The sequence below is a fragment of the Pseudomonas putida genome, assembly GCA_041879295.1.
In the GTDB taxonomy this organism is placed as follows: domain Bacteria; phylum Pseudomonadota; class Gammaproteobacteria; order Pseudomonadales; family Pseudomonadaceae; genus Aquipseudomonas; species Aquipseudomonas putida_Y.
Map to the genome: position 1 here is coordinate 184,058 of CP047153.1, position 25,323 is coordinate 209,380.

Genomic DNA, 25,323 nt, shown 5'->3' on the forward strand with positions numbered 1-25,323 from the left:
AGGCCTTCCAAGCCTACTCAACCACCACATATGGCGAACAGTGAAATGGCAGCTTCGAAAGCGACGCTCAAAGGGGATAGAACATCCACCCCTCAAAAAAAACTCAATGTCAGGGCTATCGACCCCGACTCAAAAGTATTCTTTTGCTCCGACGGGAATGAACATTACCTCGGGGCATGTTTTGTATCTGACGCCCTGACAGGCGCCAGCTCCTCGACCGTCGACAAGCTTCAGTCTGCCCTGAGCATGAACTTCGCGGCAGGCACCTACATTCAGATCGCAATGCTTGAAAGCCCCGATGTCGGCGAATACATCGATGCCTATTTGAACAGCAAGCCAGCGCTGAACCCGATTCTCAAGGCTCTCTCACGCCAGCACGCCAACCTGATTAACGGTGGCGTTGATAATCCGCTGGTTCAGCGGAGTGGTGTGATGCTGAATCGTCAGCGCGTCATCGTGACCGTGAAGTTCCCTTGCCGCACCGATAGCCCCGATGACGCAGACATCGCGGCGACGAAAGAATCGGCCGACCGGGTCACGGAAGCGCTCAAAGCAGCGTCGCTGAATCTGTTCCAGCTCGATGCAGTTGGCTATCTGGTGCTCATGCGAATCCTCACGAAGCTGTGGGATGCTCCTCGGTCGCACTACGATGAAGATCAACTGATCAAGGACCAGGTCTACTACCCTGGCGACTCCATCAACTACGATGACCCGTCGACCATCAATTTCAATGACGGCGCCCACTATGCGAAAGCGCTGAGTGTCAAACACTTCCCTCAGAAAACCAGCCTCGCAATCATGAACCACATGATCGGCGACCCGAACGGGCTTTCGAACCAGATCACCGACCCGTACTACATGGTGCTGACCATCCACTACCCTGACCAGGTCGTGAAGAAGGACGAAGTCAAGCAAACGTCCTCGATCATCAACCACCAGGTCTTTGGGCCCACAGCTCACCTGATACCCATCCTCAGCTACAAGAAAAAGGGCATCGACACCCTGGTTCATGAGATCGACGGCAAGGGTGCGATCATCGTTGAGGTGAACTTTACGATTTTCCTGTTCTCGCGTGACAAGCAGCGCCTGAACAAGTTGTCCGCGGGCCTGCAGGCTTACTACACCTCTCTGGCTTTCGAGCTCCGGGAAGACAGGCGCATCCTTGAAGCTCTCTGGAACAACCTGCTGCCACTCAATACGTCCAATGAAGGCGTCAAGAACCTCTATCGCTTCCATACGATGGCAGTGCGACATGCCTGTCAGTTCCTACCGATACTCGGCGAATGGACAGGTAGCGGCATGGGTGGGGCAATGCTGCTGCTCACGCGCCGTGGCCAGCCTGCTTTGGTTGATCTGTACGAGTCGAGTACCAACTACAGCGGGATCATTTTTGCTGAGGCCGGCGCTGGCAAGTCGTTCTTCACACAGAAAATCGCCGCCGACTACCTCGCTGCAGGCGCAAAATTGTGGGTGATCGACGCCGGCCGGAGTTACCTGAAGCTGTGCAAGATGGTTGGTGGCGAATTCATCGAGTTCAAGCCTGAGTCGGATGTATGCCTGAACCCGTTCACGCATGTTGAAGACTTGCACGAGGAAATGGACATCCTCAAAGCCACCATCGCCAAAATGGCCGCACCGGAGGACACGCTTAACGATTACCAGCTGTCCCGTGTCGAGCAGGCCATTACCAGTACCTGGGAGAAGTTCGGCAACGCCGCAAATATCACCGCTGTTGCAGACTGGTTCATCAATCAATCGGATGACGAAGAGTGCCGGCGCTTGGGCCGCCAGCTGTTCCCGTTTGCCGGTGGTCAGTACACCAAATGGTTCGATGGTGAGAACAACCTGGACATGAGCAACGCGTTCATCTGCATGGAGCTGAGCGATCTGAAGGGGCGCCCAGCTCTTCAGCAGGTGGTCCTCCTGCAGTTGATCTCGCGCATCAACCACGACATGTACAAGGCGCAGCTGGGTGAGCGAGGCCGGAAGAAAATCCTCATCGTCGATGAGGCCTGGGAGATGCTCGACGATCCAATGATGGCCAAGGCCATGGTTGCTGCTTACCGCAAAGCGCGGAAAGAAGATGGTGCGGTGCTGGTAGTAACGCAGGCTATTGGCGACGTCTATGCGTCGAAAAACACCGAGGCAATCGCCGCAAACTCGGCCTGGCAGTTCATCCTGCAGCAGAAGTCCGAATCGATCGACTCGGCCATCGACAGCAAGCAGTTCAAGATCGAACCTTACGGGGCTCACATGCTGAAGACGGTACACACCATGCCCGGCAAGTACAGCGAGATTATGGTCAAGCGTAGCGAAACCGATTGGGGCATCGTGCGCCTTGTTGTGGATGAGTTCCACAACGTGACGTTCTCCTCGAAAGGGGCAGCCCGCAACGAGATTCTTGATGATCTTGACCGTGGGGTCGATGCGGTAGAGGCAGTGAACAATTACATGGCCCGCCAGAGCTCTGCGGCGTAATCAGGCCAGCAAGCAGTCAGCACCTGCACCATCACCACCACTGCAATAAAAAGCCCGGCCATGCGCCGGGCTTTTTATTGCGGCAAACTGATACTGTGGTCGTAGTGCTACGTGTTATGCTTGCAAAAATAACTGCGCATTGAGCGCTACCTCTTTCCACCGCTACTAGGGAACGCCACGATGACTGATACAGCGAATAGCCAACAACAACAGCCTGGGGAGCAAATCCGCCCTGATGATGACCAGGTAAGGACTAAGCCAGCACAGGGTGGCAAAGCCCAGCAAGCACCTGCAGGGGTTTCCTTTCTGACATGCGCCTTCGTGGCTCTCGCTGTATCCGGCTTCACCAGCTTCATGGCTTATCACTTCGCCGGGCAGAACCTCAGTTCGGGAGCACAGGTAGTGCTGGTTGATGGCACCAAGCTCGCCAATGCGCAGATGAAGCGTACTCTCGATAAGGCCGGCTTAAGCCCTGAGCAAGCGCAAGCCGACGGCCTTGCATTCGTGACAGAACTTCAAAATGTACTGAAGGGGTACACAGATTCAGGGGTGCTGGTGATCAACTCATCGGTAGCCCTAAACGCACCCGCGGGGCTGAACGTTACCGGCCAGGTTGCACAGCACCTTGGCCTTGAGCTGGAGTGATCGCATGAACTCTAAAGCACTGGCGTCTCGACTGGTGTCCCCGCTCAAAACCCTTCGGACAGACAAAGCACGGCTTCGATTTCTTCGAAACTCGCTCATAGGTATCGCCGCTGCGTTCATCGTTGCAATTGCGGCCGTTACGACGTTTCGCCAGGACTACCGGATCGGTGTTGATCTTGCGTCAGTCCGTTGCCTGCCCTGGCGCCTGTACATGATCACTTATGGCCAGCCTGCTGACCTCAAACGGGGTGATTTCGTCGCATTCGTGCCGAAAGGCGGCCTCATGGGCGAGCACTTCGAAGGGAAGACCGTTGGAAAGATGGTCGCAGGCCTCCCGGGTGACAAGCTGGTCGTGAAGAACAACGTCGCCTACATCGGCGATCGACTGATCGGTGAGCTGGACCTTATCGAAAAGCTGGGCAAGAAGTCCGGCGATTTCGACCGTGTCATGACAGTACCGGCCGGCAAGATTCTGGTCATTGGGACTGAGCCAAGGAGCTATGACGGCCGCTACTGGGGCTTCCTAGATTCGAAGCTGATCATTGGCAAGGTAGGGCCCATCATCTGATGAAAGCTCCATTCGAACGACTCAAGCGTATGCGTACGCGTGAAGGATTACTAAAAAACATTCTAGTATCGGCGCTATTGTCTATCGCCGCCTTGCCCAGTGTTGTCTATGCGGATGTCGACAGCGGATCTCCGAGGTTCATCGAGCGCAAAGCTGAGGGGTGGTTTTTCTACAAAGATCCAAAAGAGACTGCACCGCCTCCGCCATTAATCCGTCAAGAGCCCAAAGCTCCCAGCGAAAAACCTGACTCCAAAGAACCGACAGTTCACCCGTTTTCTGTTTCGTGGCTGCGCGAAAACATGCCGAAGCTGTTGGACGCCGCGATCGACGACCCTAGCAAGGAAAACGTTGAGGCGTATCTCTACGCGCAGCGCGTGGCCATGGACAAGTCCCAGCGCTATGCAGAGATGACAACCCGTGTTGTGGCCGCCGATCCATTCCTGGACGAGAACAACCGAGTCCCTATCGCAACTTACACGAAACCATTCTTCCTGAGGAATGCTCAGGCCGGTGTAACTGAGGCACTAAAACATGTCGCGACCGTGGGCGGCTTGTGGGTTTTCTTCGATTCGAAGTGTGAATTCTGCCGACCTCAAGTGAACACCGTTCAGAAACTGGCCAAGGAGTATGGATTTGTCACGAAATTCATTTCCATGGATGGCAAACCTCTACCGAATGTAACGGAATTTGAGAAAAACACCGGGCAAGCGAGCATTCTGAACCTGCGCATCACGCCAACTACAGTTCTCGTTGTTCCTCCGAACAACTACTACATCGTATCGCAAGGGATGATGGCCCAAGACCAGCTCGCAGAGCGGATCATCATTGCAGCTGACAGCAACAATCTATTGCCGAAAGACATTGCACAGAAAATCAATACATATGATCGAGGCGTCTTGACCAACGAAGACACTCAAAAGGGTGCGAGTGATGATCCAAAGCAGTGGGTTAAATACCTGAAGGACAAACTGGAAGGCCGCTACGAAGGGGGGCAGCAATAATGCGGAATATATTGAAACAGCTGGTATCGTTATTACTGGTGGCAACACTTACCATGGTTTCAGCACCTGCATCAGCTGGACTTGCTGATGCGCTTGACGGCATGTTCATGTCGAACAGCACCAGCGCGGGCGCCTTCACAAGCCAAAGCCGCGGCGGCATGGTAGGCGGTGGCGCAGCCCTTCGAAGCCCGGTTCGTAACATTAACCTGGTTGCTTTCGACCCGCCTCGATTCTCGGCCGGTTGCGGCGGGATTGATATGTTCGCGGGGTCATTCTCGTTCATCAACGCAGACGCCCTGGTTGCATTGTTCCGCCAAATCGCAGCGAACGCTGTTGGGGTTGCGTTCAAAGCCGCCATTGACGCTATCAACCCGGCTCTGGGCAAGCTGATGCAGGACTTCCAGAATAAGCTGCAAGCCCTGAACCAGATGATGAAGAACACATGCGCTGTGGCGAACTCCATCGTCAAGTCGTTCACAGATCCATCAGCTCGAAAAGAGATGGTTGACCAGGCATCGACGGCGGCCTCGGCAGCAACTGGCTCCTTCTCTGATCTGTTCGCTGGTTTGACAGATCTATTCAGCTCTCCGAACAGCAGTTCTGACAAAGGCACCAATGACGGAAGCTGCGAGGAGTGCGGCAACCCTGTTTGGAAAGCCCTTACCGACACCTCATCAGGCCAATACCTGGGTAACCCCGACACTGGCGAAGCTGACAGCAATCTCGCTAACGAAGTTGTGATGAGCATGATTGGCGCAGTAGTTATGACTGCGCCGGACAGCTCCTCGAAAAACTCTGACGGTTCTGAAAAGCCTAAGGTTGGTCAAATTTATAGCCCAACCTTGACACTGATGAATTTCAAAAACGGCTCAAGCTCCAACAGTACGCCGCTTAAACTCCTGCATTGCGACAACGGGTACGACCGCAACAAGTGCACTAGCATCAACCCCAATAAGACATTGAGCTTTGATGGCACCTTGGGCTACACCAACAAAATGCTGTTCGGCTACGCACAAGGCGCGACAAGTGGTACAGCTAGCACTTCGATTGTAGGCAAGCTTACAAACTGCACCAGTAACTCTTGCGACTTCACTGCAGCACAAAAACAGTTCATCAACTCTGTCAAAACACCTGCGCTTGCCTTGATTAGAAAGGTACAGCAATTCCCTGGGGCAATTCAGGGTGTTGCGGAACAAATGGCGCCAATCATCGCAAATGAACTGGCCCTGAAATATGGTGAGGCTGCTCTGTATGCAGCGAACCAGACATTCAACGGAGTTAAAGGCATCAAACCTGACTTTGTTGACCAGAACATTAACAAGCTCGTTCAGGAGCTCGCAGCCATCAGGGCGGAGGACGCAAACTTCCAACCAAGGGTTGTTGCTACCGAGCAGTGGATTAAGATGATTTTAACCAGCAACCCAGCGATCTTTGTTAAGCCGGGCCTCTAGGGATATATTATGGACTTCACTGTATTTGTACTAGGTGATGTTTCGACTTTTTACAATACGCTCAACAGCGTAGCGATGATATTCAACGCCAAGGGTTTCATGACTGGCGTGTACCTCGTTGGTGGGTTCATTGCGCTGATCTCAGGAATTATGTTTGTAATTCAGAAAGGCGCTTCGGAACAGTTCATCCCTGCAAACGGACCTGTGGGTGGCCTGTTTGGCTTCGCCATGATGGTTGCGTGTTGCACCATTAAGGCCGATGTGAAGATCGAGGATATCTACACAGGGACGGTCAACAAGGTTGATAACGTCCCCCTTGTAATCGCGGCACCAGCCAGCTTGTTCACAACGACAATGTACGGACTGTTTGAAAAAATCAACACAGCCTACCAAAGCACCTCAGGGAGTTACATGGCCGTCACTCAGAATGGCTTTGTCACTCCGTTGAAACTGCTTCTTACACTGCGCAAGGGTGTGGAGAATGTTGACCCGTACCTTGTGGCCAGCTTGAAACAATACATTATCGACTGTGTTCCTGGCTCAACGACATTCAGCATTGCGGATTTCCAAAAATCCACAAATATTGTTTCTTATGTATTAGGCCATTCCCGCGGCACGGGCCTTACCACCTATTGGGATAACGTCAATATTGGAGGCTCCGCTCTTTCTTGCCAGGAAGCACAGACCAAGATAGCACTCAAGGTTGATGCGTTCCCATCCTCCGCAGCCGCGAAACAAATGATCAATGCCGGCATGAAGGTTAAGAGCCCTTCGGGCAGTGCTTACACGCCTGACGATGTTAGTGCTGCAATTACCAACCTGGTGCCTTCGCTGTGGTCTGCCGCTCAAAGCGCTGATGATTTCATGGTGAACGCGCTGTTCTACAACTCTGTAGTAGGGACATACAACTGTCTAGATAGCGTTTCCGATCAAAACAGCTTCAATCTTTGTATGACATCGTTGACTCAGCAAGACGAGCAGTTCCGCTCCGATGCTGCGGCGTCTGGCAGTTTCTTTGCAAAGATCATGACACCGACAATGGTCTTCCTTCAGATTCTCTTCTTCGGCTTCGCGCCCATCGTCATCATTTACAGCCTGTTTAAAGGGGCTGGATCGCTGATGATGTATGTAAAGTTTCTGGGGTTCGGGATATGGACTACTTCCTGGCTGCCATTTTCCGCTGTGATTCAGATGTACATCCAAAACGATGTCGCAGAGAAACTGACTGAGTTCACAGAAGCTGGCCTAGTACCGAGCAACATGAAGGCGGTCTATTACGATGTTCTTGCAACTAGGCTGGGTATCGCATCGGATATGCTGGCCGCCACACCACTCATTTCTGCAGCAATGCTTGGCTTGACTGCTTACGGCATGGTAAGCCTTGCCAGCCGCTGGTCGGGGCGCGACCACAATGACGAGAAACTTCAGTCTCCTGATCTTGTAAAAAATGGGGCACATGTCGATGTGGCAAGCCGTAACCAGTACCAGTCAGAACATTCCGGCAGTGTAAATAACGGTCTGTCACTCAATGGCGCCAACTGGAACACGGCGGATCTAAAAAACACGCTAAGCACTTCCACCCAGAGTGCCTTCGGTTCCGACCATTCTAAGCGCAGCGAGAGCTCCTCAGCTGTCGAGGCCTCACTGCGCCAAATGTCCTCCTACAAATCCGGTGACAGCTGGACAGATCAGCGCATGCAATCGCTCGATCGCCAGCACAGCAATATTTCCCAGCAGGCGATGAAGCTGGGGGATAGCATTGGTCAGGCCTTGGGGTTCACTGGGAAGGAGATGAATTCCTTCAAAGAGGCGTTCGACGCGAAGGTGGGTTTCAGCGGTATCTTCGGCGGTGTTTCTGCTGGCATTCAGAACGCCACTGGGAAAGATATGACCAAGTCTCAGGCCTCAACCATTGCATCCCAGTTTGGTTCAGAGATCTCCAAAAATGAAAGTGACATGTCCGGGTGGAAGGCCTCAGTTGCTGATACGTTCTCTCATAGCACTGGCAGAGAAGCCGCAACTGAAAACGCCTTGGGTCGACGTCTGAGTGCAACCACCGCCGACACCCAATCGTCGTTCAATCGCTTCCAGCAAGCTACATCAGCGGAGGCCGGCGTTTCCGCAAACGCGAAGATCAGTGAGGAGACCACCGGCGGGAATCTCACCCGATCGCAGCAGGGGATGCAGGCGCTCAATCAGGCAATCGCCGGGCTCAGCGATTCGCAGCGCAGTGAATTCAACAAGAAATTCCCCGAGCTTGAAACCCGCTATGCCCAGCAATCCACTGGCATGGTTGGCGCTCGTGAGTCAGCCCAGCTGTGGGCCCTCAAGTCCATTGGGGCGGACACAGAGTTCGCGAATGTCATTTCGGCTATGACTGGAAACGTTGTGGGTGGGCCGAGCGAAGGTGATGCGGCCAAATTCCAAGGCGTAGGTGGGCGAGCAGCCCAGGTCAGTGACAACCCAGCCGGTCAGGTTTCTCGCGCTAACATCGGCAACCCGTCGACCAATGTTCCCGGGGTCAATCCGAATCAGGTCGGCCCTACTGGTGCTCCACAACCACAAGAGCTCAGGGAAGTCGCATCTGGAATGGATCCATACCGTTCCTACGAGGACCGCGAGACCTATGTATCGTCGCAAATGCCAAGCAGCCATGCCAAAGCTCAAGAGCAGATGCGGGCGGGTAAAACAGCACTCGAAAATGCGGACACTACCCTTTCCCCTGAGCAGATCCGCGACACAATGTCGGTCAAGCCAATCACGAACACCATGGTCGGCGTAGGCCAGGCCGAGCAGCAATGGGAGCAAGAAAACCCTAAAACTGCGATGGCCGTTACGGCAGCGACTATGTTTGTGCCAGGCGCAGGATGGGGTGGAGCAGCTATCAAAGGGACTCAAGCGACAAGAGCGGTTCTGGCAGCACGCAGCGCTGAAACTGCCTTGAAAGCAGCTGAAGCCGGTACCGAAGTTGCTCAGGCTGCACGCGTGGTCAATGCAGCTGGGCACGAGGTACCTGCGCTGCTTCGTGGCCAAGGCCAGGCTTCGCGGGTCGTGAACGCCGAACATGTGGCAGAAGCTGCTGAAACTGCGAAAGCCGCTGCAGCTACTGCGAAGACTGCTGGCCGCGAGGCCGCAGCCGCCACCAAGCTTGCTGGCAACGTTTCGGTTGTTCCAGGGATGATGATCGCTTCCGATCACATGGCAGACAACTACAATGCTGATGTGGCCGCCAACGGCAAGCCTGAGCGCTTTGAGCCCGGCTCAAGTGTGCGCTCAATGCTCCAGAGTGATGGCGCCACACCTGGCCCTCAAGCACAGAGTGGTCAGCCGCTTGTGACCCCAATGCCGGCGCGCGCCGACGCTCTTGCTCCCCTGGGCGGACACGCAGGCAACTTGATGGCTGCCCCGGGCGAAAATACGCAAGCTGCAGCCCATGGCCAGCCACTGGTCACACCAATTAATGCAAACGCTGAAGCGCCTGCCCCAGCACCAGCTCCAATACGACAGGAGGCGCCCCATGCACAGAGCAGTCAGCCTGTAGCAGCGGCAGCGCTCGCCGGGGGGGAGGGCAACGCACCGATCCGCCAAGACGCTGCACCTGTTCAAGCCAGCCAGCCCGTGGCGGCCGCAGCGCTGACCAGCGCCGAGGCACAGGCACCAATCCGTCAGGACGCTGCACCTGTACAAGCCAGCCAGCCCGTCGCGGCCGCAGCGCTGACCGGCGTCGAGGCTGCACCGATCACAGGTCACGCAGGGGAGCTTAGAGCGGCCCCAGGTGAGGGGCTCATGACCGCGGGGACTAGTCAGAACCTGATGGAGCCCATTGGTCACGCGTCCACCGCCGCTCACACCGGTCAACTCCATATGGGTTCGCAACCAGCCATGGCCGAGTCCCACACTGAACTACAAGCGGGCGAAATGATGACGGCATCGGGTGCTGGTTTGATGACTGCTGGTGCCCAATCGCAGGCTAGCGCTGGGCTCTCAGCAGGTGAGCCACAACTGTCCGGCTCAGATAATGGGTCAGGTAGCCCATACGGTGAAGGCATGATGGGAGCTGCGGATGCTTACGAGTCGCCGTTCAGTGGAGGAGGGAAGCCGGCACCCGTTACGCGAGTGATGACCCTGGAAAACACCGTTGTTACCCCGGAAGACAAGGGTGATGACGACGCCAAGCCGCCGACGACGAGAGGGGGCAAAAGCTAACTACAGCTGAAAAAGAAAGCCCGACTATGCCGGGCTTTCTTTTTTGTAACGCTGCCCGCCTTCGGACTGTACAGCTCTTCTTTGTAGATAGGATCCCTGGCACCGGGCTGGCCGCCAAAATGCAAAACCCCCGTGGGTACGGGGGTTTCCTGTTTTGACAATCTTTCCTGGCAGAACCAACCGTGGGCTGGGTTATTGCTCCAGCATCACCTTGGAAATCATGCCGTTGGCCAGGTTCATGTAGAGCGCACTATCGCCGGAAACATCGTCAGGTGTGATCACGTACTTCCCATTGATGACCATGGAAGGTGTGGCATCAACTCCATATGTGAGGAGCTTGGCAAAAGCCTTCTCCAGCCGCTGCTGAGTGACGTTGTGCCAGGCTTCGTTGAACCCCTGAACGTTCGAGATCGCTACAGCTTTCGTCCATGTATCAGGGCTCTCCATCGGCATGCCATTCTGCTGGATCAACGTATAGGCCGCCGACATGAATGCGTCGAGTCGGGCTGGATCTGCATCCTGGACAGCAAAAAATGCACGAGCAGCAATGTAATTGGCTTTGTCGGGGACCGCTACGGGAAGGAACTCAGCGGACCAGCCAGGCGGCATCGTTTTGGCCCACCGAGCCAAGGTCTGATCGTATGAAGCACAGACTGGACACGCAAAGGAAAAGAACACGATGACCTTGTGACTGTCTTCAGCCTGGGCCGCAACCTCTCTATACGGCAGCGACGGCAGCGACTCCTGTGCTAAGGAGAGGACTGGAGTTGCCAGCAGGGCTGCCATAGCCATCCGCGCAATAAACTTCTTCATATAAACTTTCCTTGCTGATGAGGTTCTGCTCGATGAGCATGTCGAAGATTGACTCTTGATTTCGCTCAGTGCGCCACAGCTCGACAGTATCCTTCAGTGCCCTGAAGTTGATTTTCCGGGTCGCGGCCAACTCATTCAAAAATTCCACCGCCCCCTCGGTGTAACCAAGAGCGTTCACCACGTCATCTTGTGACACAAGCGCCAGATCAATGAGGGCTTGCCCGAACTTTTTGACCTTGCCTTCAATCGTACACCGCAGCTGAAGTTCAGCTGCCTGATTTGCCTGCGTAAAGGTAATGAGGCCCTGAGCGATTAGAACATCACCGATGCGCCTAACCGCTGGCTTCACAGAATCATCTTTAATTAAGGTCCGTACCCGTCCCAAGGTTGTCAAGCCATCAGTTACCATCCGCACAGCGGATTGGCCTAATGTGTCGAATTGGCTCTGCCGTGCAGCAGCGTTCAACACAGCCATCTCTCCACCGCCACCGATAATGGCTGCACGCACTGATCTGTCTGATCTAATAAGCTCAATGATGGGGCATTTACCTGAAAACGAATCTTTCGAAGGCGCAAATGGAATATTGCCTGTGACAGGCGGCAGCCCATTCTTTTTCAACCACATGCGCTCTACGTCATTAATAGGTAGCCATTCGTGTTCTATATCAGTCCGAAGAGTCTGCACAAGTCGCTGAGCAATCACACCAATGAGTACAGACGCAAGTGTTTGGGCATCGACCCCAAGATCAACGATGCGAGGTACAGCTTGTGCTGCACTATTGGAGTGCAATGTGGCAAAGACCAAGTGGCCGGTGTTTGCAGCCTGAATGGCAATCTGTGCGGTTTCCTGGTCACGAATCTCACCAATCAGAATAACGTCCGGATCCTGACGCAACAGGGCCCGTAGACCCAATGCGAAACTGAGCTGGGGCGTTACGTTGATTTGGACAAAGCCCTTAACTACATACTCAACCGGATGCTCGATAGTACAGATGTTGAGCGTACCGTCGTTGATGGCATTGAGTGCTGCGTACAGTGTCGTGGTTTTACCTGAGCCGGTTGGGCCGGTGACAAGGATCAGCCCTTGAGGTTCGTTGATCATCTCGCGGAATGCGTGCTCGACCAGAGGCGGCATTCGAATTCGGTCAAGGCTCATCGACGCGTTTTCTTGGTCGAGCAACCGGCATACGATTTTTTGCCCATTGTGACTTGGAACCAAGCTCACACGGACCTCCAACTCCAGTCCCGGGTATCGCAATCCGATACGACCATCGAGGGGGATTTGATGCTGCGAGAGGTCCATGGTGGCCCGCGATCGAATTTTCGTATCGATCATTTTTCCCATAGCAGGCTCTACGGTTTCAAAATGCCTCAGCTGACCGTCTTGCCGTAGCTGAATATGCACGTGACCTTGAACCCACTGGAAGTGAATGTCCGGGACTTTATTCTCGGCGGCCATCCTGAACAAGTCGTTCAAATAGGTTGCCGCCGGTTTATCTGCCGGGGAGTTGTAAATAAAAAGATCTGGTTCCTTTGCCACAGTCAGCTCCTATTTAGCCTGGCCGGTAGTGCAGTTGAGTTCTGGGCCATAGAACAAGCGCGAAATGAAACTTTGCACGGATTTATCAGCCGCAATGCTCCAAATCAACAAGTCAATACGCGAATCTGTACTAAGGTAGTTCGTACCTGCCCAACGAACTGCATCAAAAACAACTCGGACCGGTAAAGCGCCACGCTCGACGCGTTCACACGGTTCCTCCGGGGATACCGTGTACAAAATCCAGCCAAATAGAAGAACAGCAAAAAAACTGCTGAATAGCTGTTTCATTTACAAACCACCGTAGTTATTCATGACTTTCTGAATGTAAATCCGCTGACTTTTCTCATTAGGGCTGTTGTATGCGCCAACCGCTTTCCAAACATGGCCGTGTGAAGCGATGTTACTTGCTAGGATCCAGGCGCCGACATTCGCGCTAACACAGCGATCTAACAGCTCCTTCTCACCAATACCGTATTTCGATAGCTTTGGAAGCCAAGAGGAATTGATCTGCATCAATCCGATATCCCAGGTCCCATCGCTATTTTTTTGGCTCACTACGTCTGCTTTGCCCGGTCGGTTCTCGGTGACCTGAATGGCGCGGAGTAGCTTCTCGCTGACCCTATATCGCGCAGCCGCCTCGGCGAAGCAGTCCGCGTGGGAGGTCGTAGGAAGCCAGGCCAATGCACCTATCAGGAGAAAAGGGAGGGATAGTTTTTTCATGCGCTAGAGAATACATTACGCGTACCAATAAACAAGGTGTATCCGCTAATGCATTCACTGAATCGACTGCCGATCCTGTTGGCGCTCCCTCTAGCGTTCGTGAGCCTCACCTGTGCTGCAAGCAGCGCCCAAGACACGTCAGCAGCTGCATACTTCAGCAACGAAGCAGCAGCAGGGGGCGCCGACCTCCCAGACATCTCCACTGCTATGAAGGGCCTCCTTTCAACCGCCCGGGAGGGTGGCGAAGTACTTCGGACTTGGGCAGCCTACAAAGCTGGGGACAAAGCTGCACTGCCGAAGCTCTTCGAGCTCGCCCAAGGCGGGAATAGCCGAGCACAGAACGTAGTGGGCTATCTGCTGGATCACGGTGAAGGGGTCAAAAAAGACAGCGCCGCCGCTGCAGCATATTTCTCTGCCGCCAGCTCTGACTACCCCCTTGCTCGGTACAACCTGGCAGTACTTACTTTGCTTGGCCGCGGTGTACCGAAGGACGAGACCAAGGCGATGGAGATGTTTGAGTCGTCAGTAAAGGACGCGTCTGTCGATCTTGCAGCTGTCCGCCTGTCGCTCTACTACCTCAACAAAGGCGACCATGACAAAGCCTGGACATGGGCAAATGAGGGCGCCAACCGTGGCAACGTGACAGCCTACTACCTACTTGGGCGGATGCTCTACGAACGCGGGGGGTACCAAGAGGCATACAACTGGCTGACGAAGGCAGCGCAAGCAAGCGAACCGAATGCACCCGCCATCCTCTCTGCGATGTACAAAAATGGCCAGGGGATGAATCAAAACGTGAAGATGGCCGCATCCTGGTGGATGATCTACGTCGGTCTGAACAAGGGAAAACCGGGCATGAACTCAGCGGGAATGTCGTCCTTCGGACTGACCGCCAAAGAACAGAATGACGCAACCAGCTTCGCAACCAACTGGCTATCGACACACAAACACATGAAGCGTCCTGACTACGACGCCACGCTGCTCCAGGCCAACAGAAACGACAAGTCGTGAGTCCATACGTACAGAGCTGTAGATAGCAGACCTAGCCCCACTATCGGCCACGAGATGAGGGCTATCCGCCAGTCTGCCCTCGATGGCCAGCAGTGCAAGACAATGGGACCTGCGAGAATCCACCAGGCCAGGTCCTCAAAAGCCAGTCCCCCTACCTGATTCGTGGTGCGCCATGAGGCGAGCGCATAGAGGACTGGCAGAGCTAACAAGGGTGCAAGAGCGGTAGCCCAAGCATTCGCCCATGTCAGGCGCTCGAACTCCACGGACCCAAGGATGATTTGATGTCCTTCTCGCCGTGGTATCAGGGTCATTCCAATGGGCCTAGCCCTTGTGAGGTAGCCCACCGCGAAATGGAAGAGTTCATGACTGAAAACACCAACCGCCCTGAGCAGAGACGCTGCAAGGGATCGAGGTGGCAGCATTCGCACGACAAATGCCATCACAAGCATTGGCACCAGGTAACCCCCAGGGCTTGCCAGCAAAAAATTCTCCAGAGCACTGTATCGCTCCATAACCATCCATCATCCCTCGCGCTAATGAAATCCCATGAAAAGCGCTTTCAATACTGACAGTATTAGGGGTTTGGGGAGCAATGGAACAGAAAGTGCACTTAAGCCCTACCAGCGCCGTTCAGAGCCTTCTTCCCAGGCATCGGCTTCGATAAAGCAGTTGCGCATGTCGGCTTCCTGGCTGATCTCGGTCAGCAAGTCATGCACGGTCTTGTCCAGCTCATCGTCGCTCCGATACGGAATGGCCAGTTCGTAGTTGCCCGACTCCAGCCGTTTCATACTGTAGGGCTCCAAGCAGTAGCGCTCGATATTTTCCTTGGCCCGTTTCCGGCCGCGAACGAACTTGCTGTTGTTCACCACCGCCAGGCGCAGCGTGACGGTGGCCACCTGCTCGGCGGCGGGCTCTGCCGGCGACGCGACATTGCGTTGCTGACCTCGCGGCTGGGCGCTCTTCTGGTGTGCGCCGATCTCAACACCACGATGGCGCAGGTAGCTGTACAGCGTGCTCTTGGAGATGTGTAACTTCTCGCCGATGGCGCTGACGCTCAGGCGGCCCTCGCGGTACAGCGTCTCGGCCGCCATGGAGGTGGCCTCGGCCTTGGCTGGGAGGCCCTTGGGACGGCCACCGATCCGGCCCCGCGCCCGCGCGGCCGACAAACCCGCCTGAGTCCGCTCGCGGATCAGCTCGCGCTCGAACTCGGCCAGCGAGGCAAACAGGTTGAACACCAAGCGACCTTGGGCGTGGGTGGTGTCGATTGGGTCATTCAGGCTCTGCAAGCCGACCTTGCGCTCTGCCAGCTCGCCGACCAGCTCGACCAGGTGTTTGAGGGAGCGCCCGAGGCGATCCAGCTTCCAGATCACCACGGTGTCGCCCGCTCGAACATGGGCTAGCAACTTGTCCAACTCCGGCCGGGCGCTTTTCGCGCCGCTGGCGATGTCTTGATAGATGCGTTCGCACCCGGCCTGTTTCAGGGCATCGACCTGGAGGTCGGCGTTCTGATCCCGAGTGCTCACCCGCGCATAACCGATCTTCATCAAAAGTACCGTTTACTCGACTACGTTAGTAATAGTTGAACTTTGATTAAGCGTACCAGTTATTTGAACCGTAGCGCAGGTAGGTTAACCAGCCGATTCCTGTCCACTTAAAGTTCGGCAAAACGAAGGTTTTTTTGAACCATTGCATAGCCCTTTGTGATTGGCGTATAAACACACAAACACCTACTAGCGGGGAACGCCATGAATACGATTCGCTGGAATGTCGCCGTCTCGGCCGACACCGACCAGTCGCTTCGGATGTTTCTGGCCAGCCAGGGCGGTGGCCGGAAAGGCGACCTGTCGCGCTTCATTGAAGAGGCGGTGCGGGCCCACATCCTGGAACTGACGGCCGAACAGGCCAAGGCCGCTAATGCCCATCTGAGCGAGGCAGAGCTGACCGAAGCGGTTGACGAAGCGCTCGACTGGGCACGTAAGCGCTGATGCGGGTCGTGTTGGATACCAACATCCTGTTCAGCGCACTGATCTCGCCGCATGGCGCGCCCGATGCGATCTACCGTGCCTGGCGGGCGGCGCGTTTCGAGGTAGTGACCTCGCGGATGCAGCTCGATGAAATCCGCCGAGCCAGCCGCTACCCCAAGCTCCAGGCCATCCTTCAGCCCGCCAAAGTGGGAGCCATGATCAATAACCTGCAACGGGCTGTGGTACTGGAGCGTCTGACCATCGAGGTCGAAGCCGATGATCCGGATGACTCGTTTCTGCTGGCCATGGCCCTGGCAGGCGATGCGGACTACCTGGTGACCGGTGATCGCCGCGCCGGCCTGCTGCAACGCGGGCACATCGAACGCACGCGGATTGTCACGCCCGCCGTGTTCTGCGCCGAGGTGCTGTGATCGATGCCGGTCGGTTTTCTGACCCAGGAGCAACGCGACGGTTTTGGCCGCTATGTCGATGCCCCCAGTCGTGAGGAGCTGGAACGCTACTTCCACCTGAGCGACGACGACCACAAAATCCTCCTACCGCTGCGCGGCGAGCACAACCGCCTTGGCTACGCCACCCAACTGACCAGCATCCGCTACCTGGGCACTTTTCCCGACGACTTTTCAGCCGTCCCCCAAGAGGTGCTGCAAGCGCTCAGTCGCCAGTTAGGCATTACCGATCCAACTTGTATCCTGGCCTATGCCGAAACCCGCCAACGTCAACGTCATGCCGCCGAGATTCAGGAGCGTTACGGCTATCGGGTGTTTGCTGATTCCAGCGTCGGCTTTCGACTTGCCCGCTGGCTGTATGCGCTCTGTTGGACAGGGACAGATCGTCCTGGCGAGTTGTTCAATCGGGCGACGACCTGGTTGCTGACGCACAAGGTTTTACTGCCCGGCGTCACCGTTCTGGAACGGTTCATCGCCCAACTGCGCAGCCGGGTCGAAGAACGCCTCTGGCTAACCCTTGGCCGCAGTGTGAGCGAGGCGCAACGGCAGCAGCTACAGGACTTGCTGCTGGTCGCCGAAGGCAACCGCAGTTCCCGGCTGGATCAACTGCGCTCCGGCCCGGTGATGGTCAGTGGCCCCGCACTGATTCGGGCGCTGCGCCGGCTTGATGACGTGCGCGGCATCGGCATCGCCTTGCCAGCGGCGGCGCACATCCCGCCCAGCCGTATCGCGGCCCTGGCTCGCTTCGCCAACACCGCCAAGGTCACGGCGATCAACCGGCTGCCGGCGTCGCGGCGGATGGCGACACTGGTGGCGTTCGCCCTGTGCCTGGAGGCCACCGCGCACGACGACGCCCTGGAGGTCCTGGAAGCGCTGTTACGCGACCTGTTCAGCAACGCGGAGAAGGCCGACAAGAAAGCCCGCATGCGCAGCCTGAAAGACCTGGATCGCTCGGCGGCGACGCTCGCCGCCGCGTGCAAGGTCGTGCTGGACAGCTCAATCAGCGATGACAACGTGCGCGCCCGGCTGTTCAACGACCTGCCGAGGGCCTCGCTGGAGAAAGCCCTGGAAGATGTCAATGCGCTGATCCGCCCGGTTGACGATGTGTATTTTCTCGCCCTGGAGGCGCGCTACCGCAGTGTGCGCCGTTTCCTGCCCGACCTGCTCAAGCACATCCGCTTCGGCTTCAGCCCGGCCGGCAAAGGCGTGGTCGCCGGCCTGGATTGGTTGCAGCTGAACCTGCCCCGCCGGAAACCGGAGGATGACGCGCCGCAGGAGATCGTGGCCAAGGCTTGGCAGAAGCACATTACCCGCGAGGATGGCTCCCTCGACATGGGCGCCTATGTGTTCTGCACGCTCGATGCGCTGCGCACGGCCCTGCGCCGGCGCGACGTGTTCGTCTCGCCCAGTTGGCGCTATGCCGACCCGCGTCTCGGCCTGCTCGACGGTGCCGAATGGCTGGCGGCGCGGCCGATCATCTGCCGCTCGCTGGGCCTGACCATTGACGCCGGCACCACCTTGGATGCGCTGAGCGCCGAGTTGGATGCGACCTGGCAGGCGGTCGCGGCCCGCCTACCCGACAACCCCGCGATCCAGCTGAGCGAGAACGCCGAGGGCAAGACCGAGCTCTCGCTCGGCACACTGGACAAGCTGGAGGAGCCGAACTCGCTGCTGCAACTGCGAGCAGCCGTGGCTGATCTGATGCCGCGTGTCGATCTGCCGGAAATCCTCTTGGAAATCGCCGCTCGCACCGGCTTCGCCGAGGCCTTCACCCATGTGTCCGAGCGCAATGCGCGGGCCGACAACCTGGTCACCAGCCTCTGCGCGGTGCTGCTGGGTGGGGCCTGCAACACCGGCCTGGAGCCGCTGATCCGCACCGACAATCAGGCGCTACGCCGCGACCGGCTGTCCTGGGTCAGCCAGAACTATATCCGTGACGACACGCTGTCAGTGGCAAACGCCATTCTGGTGGGGGCGCAGAGCCAACTGGAGCTGGCCCAGGTCTGGGGCGGCGGCGAGGTCGCCTCCGCCGATGGCATGCGCTTCGTGGTACCGGTGCGCACCGTGCATGCTGGCCCCAACCCGAAGTATTTCGGCACCGGCCGGGGCGTCACCTGGTACAACTTGATTTCCGATCAGTTCTCCGGCCTCAACGCCATCACCGTGCCCGGCACCCTGCGCGACAGCCTGGTGCTGCTGGCCGTGGTGCTGGAACAGCAGACCGAGTTGCAGCCGACGCAGATCATGACCGACACCGGGGCCTACAGCGATGTGGTGTTTGGGCTGTTCCGCCTGCTCGGCTACCACTTCAGCCCGCGCCTGGCCGACGTCGGCGGTACCCGTTTCTGGCGCACGCGCCCGGAGGCGGATTACGGCAAACTCAACGGCCTGGCCCGGCAGTCGGTCAAGCTCGATCTGATCGCCGAGCACTGGGACGACCTGCTACGCCTGGCCGGCTCGCTCAAGCTCGGCCGAGTGCCGGCCACCGGCATCATGCGCACCCTGCAAACAGGGGATCGTCCCACCCGCCTGGCCCAGGCGCTGGCTGAGTTCGGTCGCATCGAGAAGACCTTGCACACCCTGACCTACATCGACGACGAGTCCAAGCGCCGCGCCACCCTGACCCAGCTGAACCGGGGCGAAGGCCGCCACAGCCTGGCCCGCGCCGTGTTCCACGGCAAACGCGGCGAGCTGCGCCAGCGCTACCGCGAAGGCCAGGAGGACCAGCTCGGCGCCCTCGGCCTGGTGGTGAACATCATCGTGCTGTGGAACACCCTCTACATGACGGCGGCCGTAGAACGGCTCAGGCAGCACGGCTACCCGGTGCTGGAGGAGGATGTCGCGCGGCTCTCGCCACTGATCCACGAGCACATCAACATGCTGGGCCGTTACTCCTTCGCGGTGCCGGAAGAGGTTACCCGCGGCGAACTGCGGCCGCTGCGCAATCCGGACGACGACCAGTAGGTGTAACGGCCTGGGTTCGAAATCGGCCGGGCACCGCACTCGATGCCACTTCCAGCTCAGACGGATTGCGACTGACGGAGTCCTCGGGCTCACGCTTTCTGCGACCAGCAAGAGCCACTTTTCCGGTGCAGCGCGAATTAGCCGTCCTGACGGGTACTGACCTTTTGTGTGCAGGGGTGATCAGGCTCGGATGCCGCCCTCTTATCTGCTCGCGACATGAAACGCTGATAGCACTCCAGGCCACAGAAGTGCACGACATACTCGGAACCTTCCGGCGTCAGTGCGGCGTCAAGGGGAATGTCCTTGCAGCATTCGCAGCAGCTGATGGTGGAGGTGTTGTTTGTGTTCATGATGGGGGTTCCTCCATCGTCCAAGAAAACCTAGCAACGCTTTCCCCCCGTGACTGAGCGCCGATCGACCTGCAGCCTCCCTGCCCAACTCGGCAGTGGTGGTCGCGCCGTGCTCCGAGCGGGTCACGGTCGCTTCCGAAAGGCCTGCAATGCCGCTCGCAGGAAGAGGATGAAGAAAACCGCCAGCACGAGCGTCGCGAGGCTCCACTGCTCGCTGACGAACGCGCCGGCCGCTGTCCCCGAAAGCAGCAATGCCAGCACCGGCAGATGGCAAGGGCAGGTGAGCGCGGCGAGCACGCCCCAGGTGTAAGCACGCCAGCGGAAGACCTTGCTTGACTCAACGTGATCGGCGTTACGCATAGGCAGAACCTTCGCCGGCGCAATGAGTCAGCCCGGCCAGCTGGGTTGCCACTGCGGCTAAGGCCGCCTGCCGTGCCGTGACTAGCCGGAGCAGGCACTCGACGCAGCCGATCAAGTCGGCGCCATCGTCCGCATCGAGCGCCCGGCAGAGCCGTGCCAATTCGTCGAGCCCGATACCAGACTCGAAGGCGGCGCGCACGAAGCGCAGACGCGCCAGGGACCGCTCATCGAAAATGCCGTAACCGCTCTCCGTGCGCCGCGCGGGGTGCAGCAAGCCACGCAGCACATAGTCGCGCACCACATGCACGCTGACGCCCGCGTCCTCGGCCAGTCTGGATATGGTGTAGGCATTCATCACCGACACTCCCGGTCTTCCCCGCAAACTAGGGCGCTCAGATATTTCCTTCCGGCTAGGCGTTCAGGTAGCCAGATGAGCAATGGCGTAACCCCTAGTGCCAGGAGCAACCACAGCCGGGAGTGATACTCGCCGTTTGGGGCAAACCCATAAGCCAGCAGCGCACCCAGCGCGAGCATCAGGAAATACGGCCCGGTGATGTAGCAGTGAAGGCGGCGACAGCGCGCGGCGTTGACCAGGCAGGCGCCGCCCATCACGAGTAGCGCGGCGCTCGCTGCCAGGAACAACGCAGGGCGTCGATCCGCCAGAACAAGCGCTATGGTCGCCACGACGGCAGGCAGCCCCCATAAGCTGATTACCTGCCAGGTCTTGCGCAGGCTGTCGCGACTGCCGAGATCGCTTGCCGTGTCGTTCATGCTTCAACCTCGCGCGCTCATTACCCGGCGCAGCAGGACAGCTGCTTGACGTCCTTGGCGAAGGTTTGCGCCGCGAGCTTCAGCCCCTCGACCATCGTCAGGTAGGGGAACAACTGGTCGGCCAGTTCCTGCACCGTCATCCGCGCCCGGATGGCGATGGCGGCGGTCTGGATCAGTTCGCCCGCCTCCGGGGCCACCGCCTGCACGCCGATGAGCCGTCCGCTACCTTCCTCGATGACCAGCTTGATGAAACCCCGCGTGTCGAAGTTGGCCAGTGCGCGTGGCACGTTATCCAGGGTCAAGGTGCGGCTGTCGGTCTCGATGCCGGCGTGGTGCGCCTCCGCTTCGCTGTAGCCCACGGTGGCCACCTGCGGATCGGTGAACACCACGGCCGGCATGGCGTCGAGATTGAGCTTCGCCTCGCCGCCGGTCATGTTGAGCGCCGCACGGGTGCCTGCGGCCGCCGCCACGTAGACGAACTGCGGCTGGTCGGTACAGTCGCCGGCCGCATAGATATCCGGGGCACTGGTGCGCATGCCCGAGTCGATCTGGATGGCACCGCGTTCGTCCAGCTTCACGCCGGCGCCTTGCAGATTCATGCCTTGGGTGTTGGGCGTGCGGCCGGTGGCGACGAGTAGTCGGTCGGCATGCAGCTCGCCATGATTGGTGCTCAGGATGAACTCGCCGTCGACGTGGGACACCTGGCTGGCTTGCGTGTGTTCCAGCACTTCGATGCCCTCCATACGGAAGGCTGCCGTCAGCGCTTCACCGATGGCCGGATCTTCGCGGAAGAACAACGTGCTGCGTGCCAGGACCGTGACCTTGCTGCCCAGCCGGGCAAAGGCCTGCGCCAGTTCCACCGCCACCACCGAGGAGCCGATCACGGCGAGCCGCTTAGGAATGGTGTCGCTCGCCAGCGCCTCGTCCGAGGTCCAGTACGGGGTGTCCTTGAGTCCGGGAATCGGTAGAACGGCCGGGCTCGCGCCGGTGGCGATCAGGCAGCGGTCGAAGGCGACGATGCGCTCGCCGCCCTCGGCCAGTTCCACGCTGAGCGTGCGGCCGTCCTGGAAACGGGCGGTGCCGCGTACCAGGGTGATCGCCGGCGTGCTCTCCAGAATGCCTTCGTACTTGGCGTGGCGCAGTTCGTCGACACGACCCTGTTGCTGGGCGAGCAACCGCTCGCGCAGGACGGTCAGGCTCGTGGTGGACAGTCCGGCGTCGAACGGGCTCTCGCGCCGCAGATGGGCCACATGCGCGGCGCGAATCATGATCTTGGAGGGCACGCAGCCAACGTTGACGCAGGTGCCGCCGATGATGCCGCGCTCGATCAGGGTGACGCGCGCACCGCCTTCCACCGCCTTGAGCGCGGCCGCCATGGCGGCGCCACCGCTGCCGATGACCGCCACGTGGAGCCTGTCGCCATCTTTCCCGGCGCCAATGCTGCCGCTCAACCAGCCCCGCGCCTTGTCGAGCAGGCCTGAGCGGGTAGGTGCCGTGGCGTCTTCGAACGCCGCTCGATACCCCAGGGCCTCGACGGCGGCCTGCATCTGTTCACGGCTTACGCCCTCGTCGACCTTCAGTTCGGCCTTCCCGCTGGCGTAGGAAACATCCGCCCGATGCACGCCGGGGATCTTCTCCAAGGCCTCTTTCACATGCTCGACACAGGAGGCGCAGGTCATGCCGACGATTTGTAGTTTGGTCATAGTGTTATTCCTTCATTTTGGCGGAGTCGGACAGGACGTCGGGGAGCAACGGCGGTGGGCGGGCGACACGAGATCCCAGATGGACACCCCAAACATGAGGGCCAGGCCGATATAGAGCAGCCAGCCGCTCCGCCAGCCGTGAGCCAGCATCAAATACACCGCTATCAGCACCAGGGCCGGGCCGATCAGGCCAGGCGCAGCGCGTCGCCACTGCCGGTGACTGAACCCGCCGAGGGCATTGACGAGCAGGGCCAGCCCGGCAAATAACGGCAGCAGCGTGGTGATGAACAGGCCTTCCCACTGGCTCAGAAAGCCCAGACCGATCGCGGCCCCCAGACCGGCAAGGGCGGGGAAACACGAGGCACAGCCTATGGCAGAAATCAGCACGCCAACGGACCCGGCTTTGTCACCGATCCGCGTGAACAAATTGAAAGGGTTTGCCATCGGAATGCCCGCCTACTGCTTGACGCTGGACGGGTAGCCGGCGTCCTCGGTCGCCTTAGTCAGCGCCTGGACATTGGTCTTGGCATCATCGAAGGTGACGATGGCCTCGCGGTTCTCATAGCTCACCTCGGCCTTGGTCACGCCCTCGACCTTGGTCAGCGCCTTCTTCACCGTGATCGGGCAAGCGGCGCAGGTCATGCCCGGCACCGCCAGAGTGACGGTCTGCGTGGCCGCCCAGGCAGGTGCGGCGACTAGGGTGGCGAGGGCGAAGGATGCAAGCAGTTTTTTCATGGCGGACTCCTGATCAGTAGAACAAGGGAAGGATGTAGGGGAAGCCGAGCGCGACCAGCACCAAGGCCGTTACCAGCCCGAACAGCAGCTTGTAGGTGGTGCGTACCTGGGGCACGGCGCAGACCTCACCCGGTTTGCAGACTTGAGCCGGGCGGAAAATGCGTCGCCAGGCGAAGAACAGCGCGACTAACGCCGCACCGATGAAGAGCGGGCGGTAAGGTTCCAGCACGGTCAGGTTGCCGATCCAGGCCCCGCTGAATCCCAGTGCGATCAGAACCAGCGGCCCAAGACAGCAAGTCGAGGCGAGAATCGCCGCAAGCCCCCCGGCGACAAGAGGGGCGCGCCCGTTTGATGGTTCAGACATGCATTTCTCCTTTCGAGCATGTGAGCGATGGTTTAAGGTTACTTCCGTAGTCAAGTACGGAGTCAAGCAGTATGGAAAACACTGTGGAAAGCCTGACCATCGGCGCCTTCGCCAAGGCGGCCGGGGTCAACGTGGAAACCATCCGGTTCTATCAACGCAAGGGGCTGTTGCCCGAACCGGACAAGCCCTACGGCAGCATTCGCCGCTACGGCGAGGCGGACGTGGCCCGGGTGAAATTCGTCAAATCCGCGCAACGACTGGGCTTCAGCCTCGATGAGGTGGCCGGGCTGTTGCGATTGGATGACGGCGCTCACTGCGACGAAGCGCGCGTGCTCGCCGAGCAGAAGCTCGAGGATGTGCGGGGGAAACTCGCGGATCTGCGGCGGATCGAGTCGGTGTTGGCGCGGCTGGTTCACGATTGTTGTGCGAGCCACGGGACGGTTTCCTGTCCGCTGATCGTTTCGCTGCAGGGGGAAAAGGAACTGCGCTGACTCCGCGCGTTAACCGAGGATTTCCCGATGCGTGAGGCACCTCCGGGGTCGGCTTGCGCTTGGCAAAACAGCGGCGCTCATTGAGCGCCGCTGAATGGCCAAAGGAGCACTTGCATAGGCCACAGGTTAGTACTGCATCAGCAGCTCATGTTCTACTTTGCAGGCGGACAGCCGGGCTGCGCCTCGACCCGGCCAGCCGCCGTGGCCCCCAGTTGCTCAATCTTCTTGGCGGTTTCCGCCACCAAGGCCGCCTCAGCCTTGTCGCGCATAGCGGCGATTCGCTCGATTGAACGGTCGCTCCCGCTCTCGGCCCATACGGTGGATGACAGCAGAGTCGCACCAACTATCAGCAGTAGTCTTAGGTATTTCATAACAGCCTCCTCTCGGGTTTTCTACCCACGAGCCGACTCTATCTCCGTAGTTAAGTACGGAATCAAGGAGAGATGGAGATGAAGGTCCTGGATTATGGCGCTGAGAGGAAATGGCAGGGCTTAAGTGCACTTTCTGTTCCGTTGCTCCCCAAACCCCTATTATGCTTATGTGTCATGCGCAGACGATGTACGCAACCATGTGTCATGCGATCGGCGTTTCTAAATTTCGACAATGCTCAGGCCGATCTGACATTGAATCAAGTGCGGTACATGAAGAGGCCAAGCAATCTCAACCGGGCCGTGGGCAGGGGTAGCGGATTGGTACGAGATGGCCTGTTGGGTCCGCATTG

General features: G+C 58.2%; 25 protein-coding genes. 11 read left to right on the forward strand and 14 right to left on the reverse strand.

Features of this window, described 5'->3' with window-relative positions; all coding sequences use genetic code 11:
- The first annotated feature begins 45 nt into the window (after positions 1 to 45).
- From traC to GST84_27475, 6 genes are all read left to right on the forward strand, one after another.
- Positions 46 to 2,478 carry a type IV secretion system protein TraC gene (traC, locus tag GST84_27450; GenBank protein XGB16040.1) on the forward strand — a complete coding sequence of 811 codons (2,433 nt, stop codon included), beginning with the start codon at positions 46 to 48 and terminating at the stop codon, positions 2,476 to 2,478.
- A gap of 180 nt (positions 2,479 to 2,658) precedes the next feature.
- Positions 2,659 to 3,123 (forward strand): hypothetical protein, encoded by a 465-nt coding sequence (locus GST84_27455; GenBank protein ID XGB16041.1) that lies wholly within the window; start codon positions 2,659 to 2,661, stop codon positions 3,121 to 3,123.
- Positions 3,124 to 3,127: 4 nt separating this feature from the next.
- Entirely contained in the window at positions 3,128 to 3,691 is a 564-nt protein-coding gene (locus GST84_27460; GenBank protein XGB16042.1) for a pilus assembly protein, read from the forward strand.
- Between the two features lie 29 nt (positions 3,692 to 3,720).
- On the forward strand, positions 3,721 to 4,692 hold the full coding sequence (locus GST84_27465) for a conjugal transfer protein TraF (protein XGB16043.1): 972 nt from the start codon (positions 3,721 to 3,723) through the stop codon (positions 4,690 to 4,692).
- Positions 4,692 to 6,143 (forward strand): conjugal transfer protein, encoded by a 1,452-nt coding sequence (locus GST84_27470; protein XGB16044.1) that lies wholly within the window; start codon positions 4,692 to 4,694, stop codon positions 6,141 to 6,143. The genes GST84_27465 and GST84_27470 overlap by 1 nt, the downstream gene beginning before the upstream one ends.
- Before the next feature lie 9 nt (positions 6,144 to 6,152).
- On the forward strand, positions 6,153 to 10,349 hold the full coding sequence (locus GST84_27475; protein ID XGB16045.1) for a conjugal transfer protein TraG: 4,197 nt from the start codon (positions 6,153 to 6,155) through the stop codon (positions 10,347 to 10,349).
- 192 nt (positions 10,350 to 10,541) lie between these two features.
- Here GST84_27475 and GST84_27480 read toward each other — a convergent pair whose 3' ends face one another.
- Genes GST84_27480 through GST84_27495 form a run of 4 tightly spaced genes read right to left on the reverse strand, consistent with a single transcriptional unit; the run spans position 10,542 to position 13,422 of the window.
- Positions 10,542 to 11,135 (reverse strand): thioredoxin domain-containing protein, encoded by a 594-nt coding sequence (locus GST84_27480; GenBank protein ID XGB16095.1) that lies wholly within the window; start codon positions 11,133 to 11,135, stop codon positions 10,542 to 10,544.
- Positions 11,068 to 12,702 (reverse strand): type II/IV secretion system protein, encoded by a 1,635-nt coding sequence (locus GST84_27485; GenBank protein ID XGB16046.1) that lies wholly within the window; start codon positions 12,700 to 12,702, stop codon positions 11,068 to 11,070. The genes GST84_27480 and GST84_27485 overlap by 68 nt, the downstream gene beginning before the upstream one ends.
- Before the next feature lie 9 nt (positions 12,703 to 12,711).
- Entirely contained in the window at positions 12,712 to 12,990 is a 279-nt protein-coding gene (locus tag GST84_27490; protein ID XGB16047.1) for a hypothetical protein, read from the reverse strand.
- Positions 12,991 to 13,422: a transglycosylase SLT domain-containing protein gene (locus GST84_27495; GenBank protein ID XGB16048.1), complete on the reverse strand. Its 432-nt coding sequence runs from the start codon at positions 13,420 to 13,422 to the stop codon at positions 12,991 to 12,993.
- A gap of 48 nt (positions 13,423 to 13,470) precedes the next feature.
- Between GST84_27495 and GST84_27500 the strand changes: the two genes are divergently transcribed.
- Entirely contained in the window at positions 13,471 to 14,433 is a 963-nt protein-coding gene (locus GST84_27500) for a sel1 repeat family protein (protein ID XGB16049.1), read from the forward strand.
- Between the two features lie 617 nt (positions 14,434 to 15,050).
- On the opposite strand, the gene GST84_27505 is transcribed toward GST84_27500, so the two are convergent.
- On the reverse strand, positions 15,051 to 15,977 hold the full coding sequence (locus tag GST84_27505) for a recombinase family protein (protein XGB16050.1): 927 nt from the start codon (positions 15,975 to 15,977) through the stop codon (positions 15,051 to 15,053).
- Positions 15,978 to 16,178: 201 nt separating this feature from the next.
- Here GST84_27505 and GST84_27510 point away from each other — a divergent pair, with 201 nt between their 5' ends.
- From GST84_27510 to GST84_27520, 3 genes are read left to right on the forward strand one after another with little or no spacing between them, the layout of a single operon-like run.
- Complete coding sequence (locus GST84_27510) at positions 16,179 to 16,418, forward strand: methionine repressor-like protein (protein ID XGB16051.1); 240 nt, start codon at positions 16,179 to 16,181, stop codon at positions 16,416 to 16,418.
- The gene (locus tag GST84_27515) at positions 16,418 to 16,828 is read left to right on the forward strand and encodes a putative toxin-antitoxin system toxin component, PIN family (GenBank protein XGB16052.1); all 411 of its coding nucleotides are present in this window, start codon (positions 16,418 to 16,420) and stop codon (positions 16,826 to 16,828) included. The genes GST84_27510 and GST84_27515 overlap by 1 nt, the downstream gene beginning before the upstream one ends.
- Before the next feature lie 3 nt (positions 16,829 to 16,831).
- On the forward strand, positions 16,832 to 19,828 hold the full coding sequence (locus tag GST84_27520; GenBank protein XGB16053.1) for a Tn3 family transposase: 2,997 nt from the start codon (positions 16,832 to 16,834) through the stop codon (positions 19,826 to 19,828).
- A 137-nt stretch (positions 19,829 to 19,965) separates the two neighbouring features.
- Here the strand turns inward: GST84_27520 and GST84_27525 are convergent, their stop codons facing one another.
- From GST84_27525 to merT, 8 genes are all read right to left on the reverse strand, one after another.
- Entirely contained in the window at positions 19,966 to 20,178 is a 213-nt protein-coding gene (locus tag GST84_27525) for a DUF3330 domain-containing protein (protein XGB16054.1), read from the reverse strand.
- Between the two features lie 123 nt (positions 20,179 to 20,301).
- Positions 20,302 to 20,538, reverse strand: a complete 237-nt coding sequence (gene merE / locus GST84_27530; protein ID XGB16055.1) for a broad-spectrum mercury transporter MerE — start codon at positions 20,536 to 20,538, stop codon at positions 20,302 to 20,304.
- Entirely contained in the window at positions 20,531 to 20,893 is a 363-nt protein-coding gene (merD, locus tag GST84_27535; protein ID XGB16056.1) for a mercuric resistance transcriptional repressor protein MerD, read from the reverse strand. The genes merE and merD overlap by 8 nt, the downstream gene beginning before the upstream one ends.
- Complete coding sequence (locus tag GST84_27540; protein XGB16057.1) at positions 20,893 to 21,309, reverse strand: hypothetical protein; 417 nt, start codon at positions 21,307 to 21,309, stop codon at positions 20,893 to 20,895. The genes merD and GST84_27540 overlap by 1 nt, the downstream gene beginning before the upstream one ends.
- 20 nt (positions 21,310 to 21,329) lie before the next feature.
- On the reverse strand, positions 21,330 to 23,012 hold the full coding sequence (gene merA / locus GST84_27545; GenBank protein XGB16058.1) for a mercury(II) reductase: 1,683 nt from the start codon (positions 23,010 to 23,012) through the stop codon (positions 21,330 to 21,332).
- 12 nt (positions 23,013 to 23,024) lie between these two features.
- The gene (gene merC, locus GST84_27550; protein XGB16059.1) at positions 23,025 to 23,456 is read right to left on the reverse strand and encodes an organomercurial transporter MerC; all 432 of its coding nucleotides are present in this window, start codon (positions 23,454 to 23,456) and stop codon (positions 23,025 to 23,027) included.
- Between the two features lie 12 nt (positions 23,457 to 23,468).
- Entirely contained in the window at positions 23,469 to 23,747 is a 279-nt protein-coding gene (merP, locus tag GST84_27555) for a mercury resistance system periplasmic binding protein MerP (protein ID XGB16060.1), read from the reverse strand.
- 13 nt (positions 23,748 to 23,760) lie between these two features.
- Positions 23,761 to 24,111 carry a mercuric ion transporter MerT gene (merT, locus tag GST84_27560; protein XGB16061.1) on the reverse strand — a complete coding sequence of 117 codons (351 nt, stop codon included), beginning with the start codon at positions 24,109 to 24,111 and terminating at the stop codon, positions 23,761 to 23,763.
- Positions 24,112 to 24,182: 71 nt separating this feature from the next.
- Here merT and merR point away from each other — a divergent pair, with 71 nt between their 5' ends.
- Positions 24,183 to 24,602, forward strand: a complete 420-nt coding sequence (merR, locus tag GST84_27565; protein XGB16062.1) for an Hg(II)-responsive transcriptional regulator — start codon at positions 24,183 to 24,185, stop codon at positions 24,600 to 24,602.
- 152 nt (positions 24,603 to 24,754) lie between these two features.
- Here the strand turns inward: merR and GST84_27570 are convergent, their stop codons facing one another.
- The gene (locus GST84_27570; protein ID XGB16063.1) at positions 24,755 to 24,973 is read right to left on the reverse strand and encodes a hypothetical protein; all 219 of its coding nucleotides are present in this window, start codon (positions 24,971 to 24,973) and stop codon (positions 24,755 to 24,757) included.
- Positions 24,974 to 25,323: the final 350 nt, after the last annotated feature.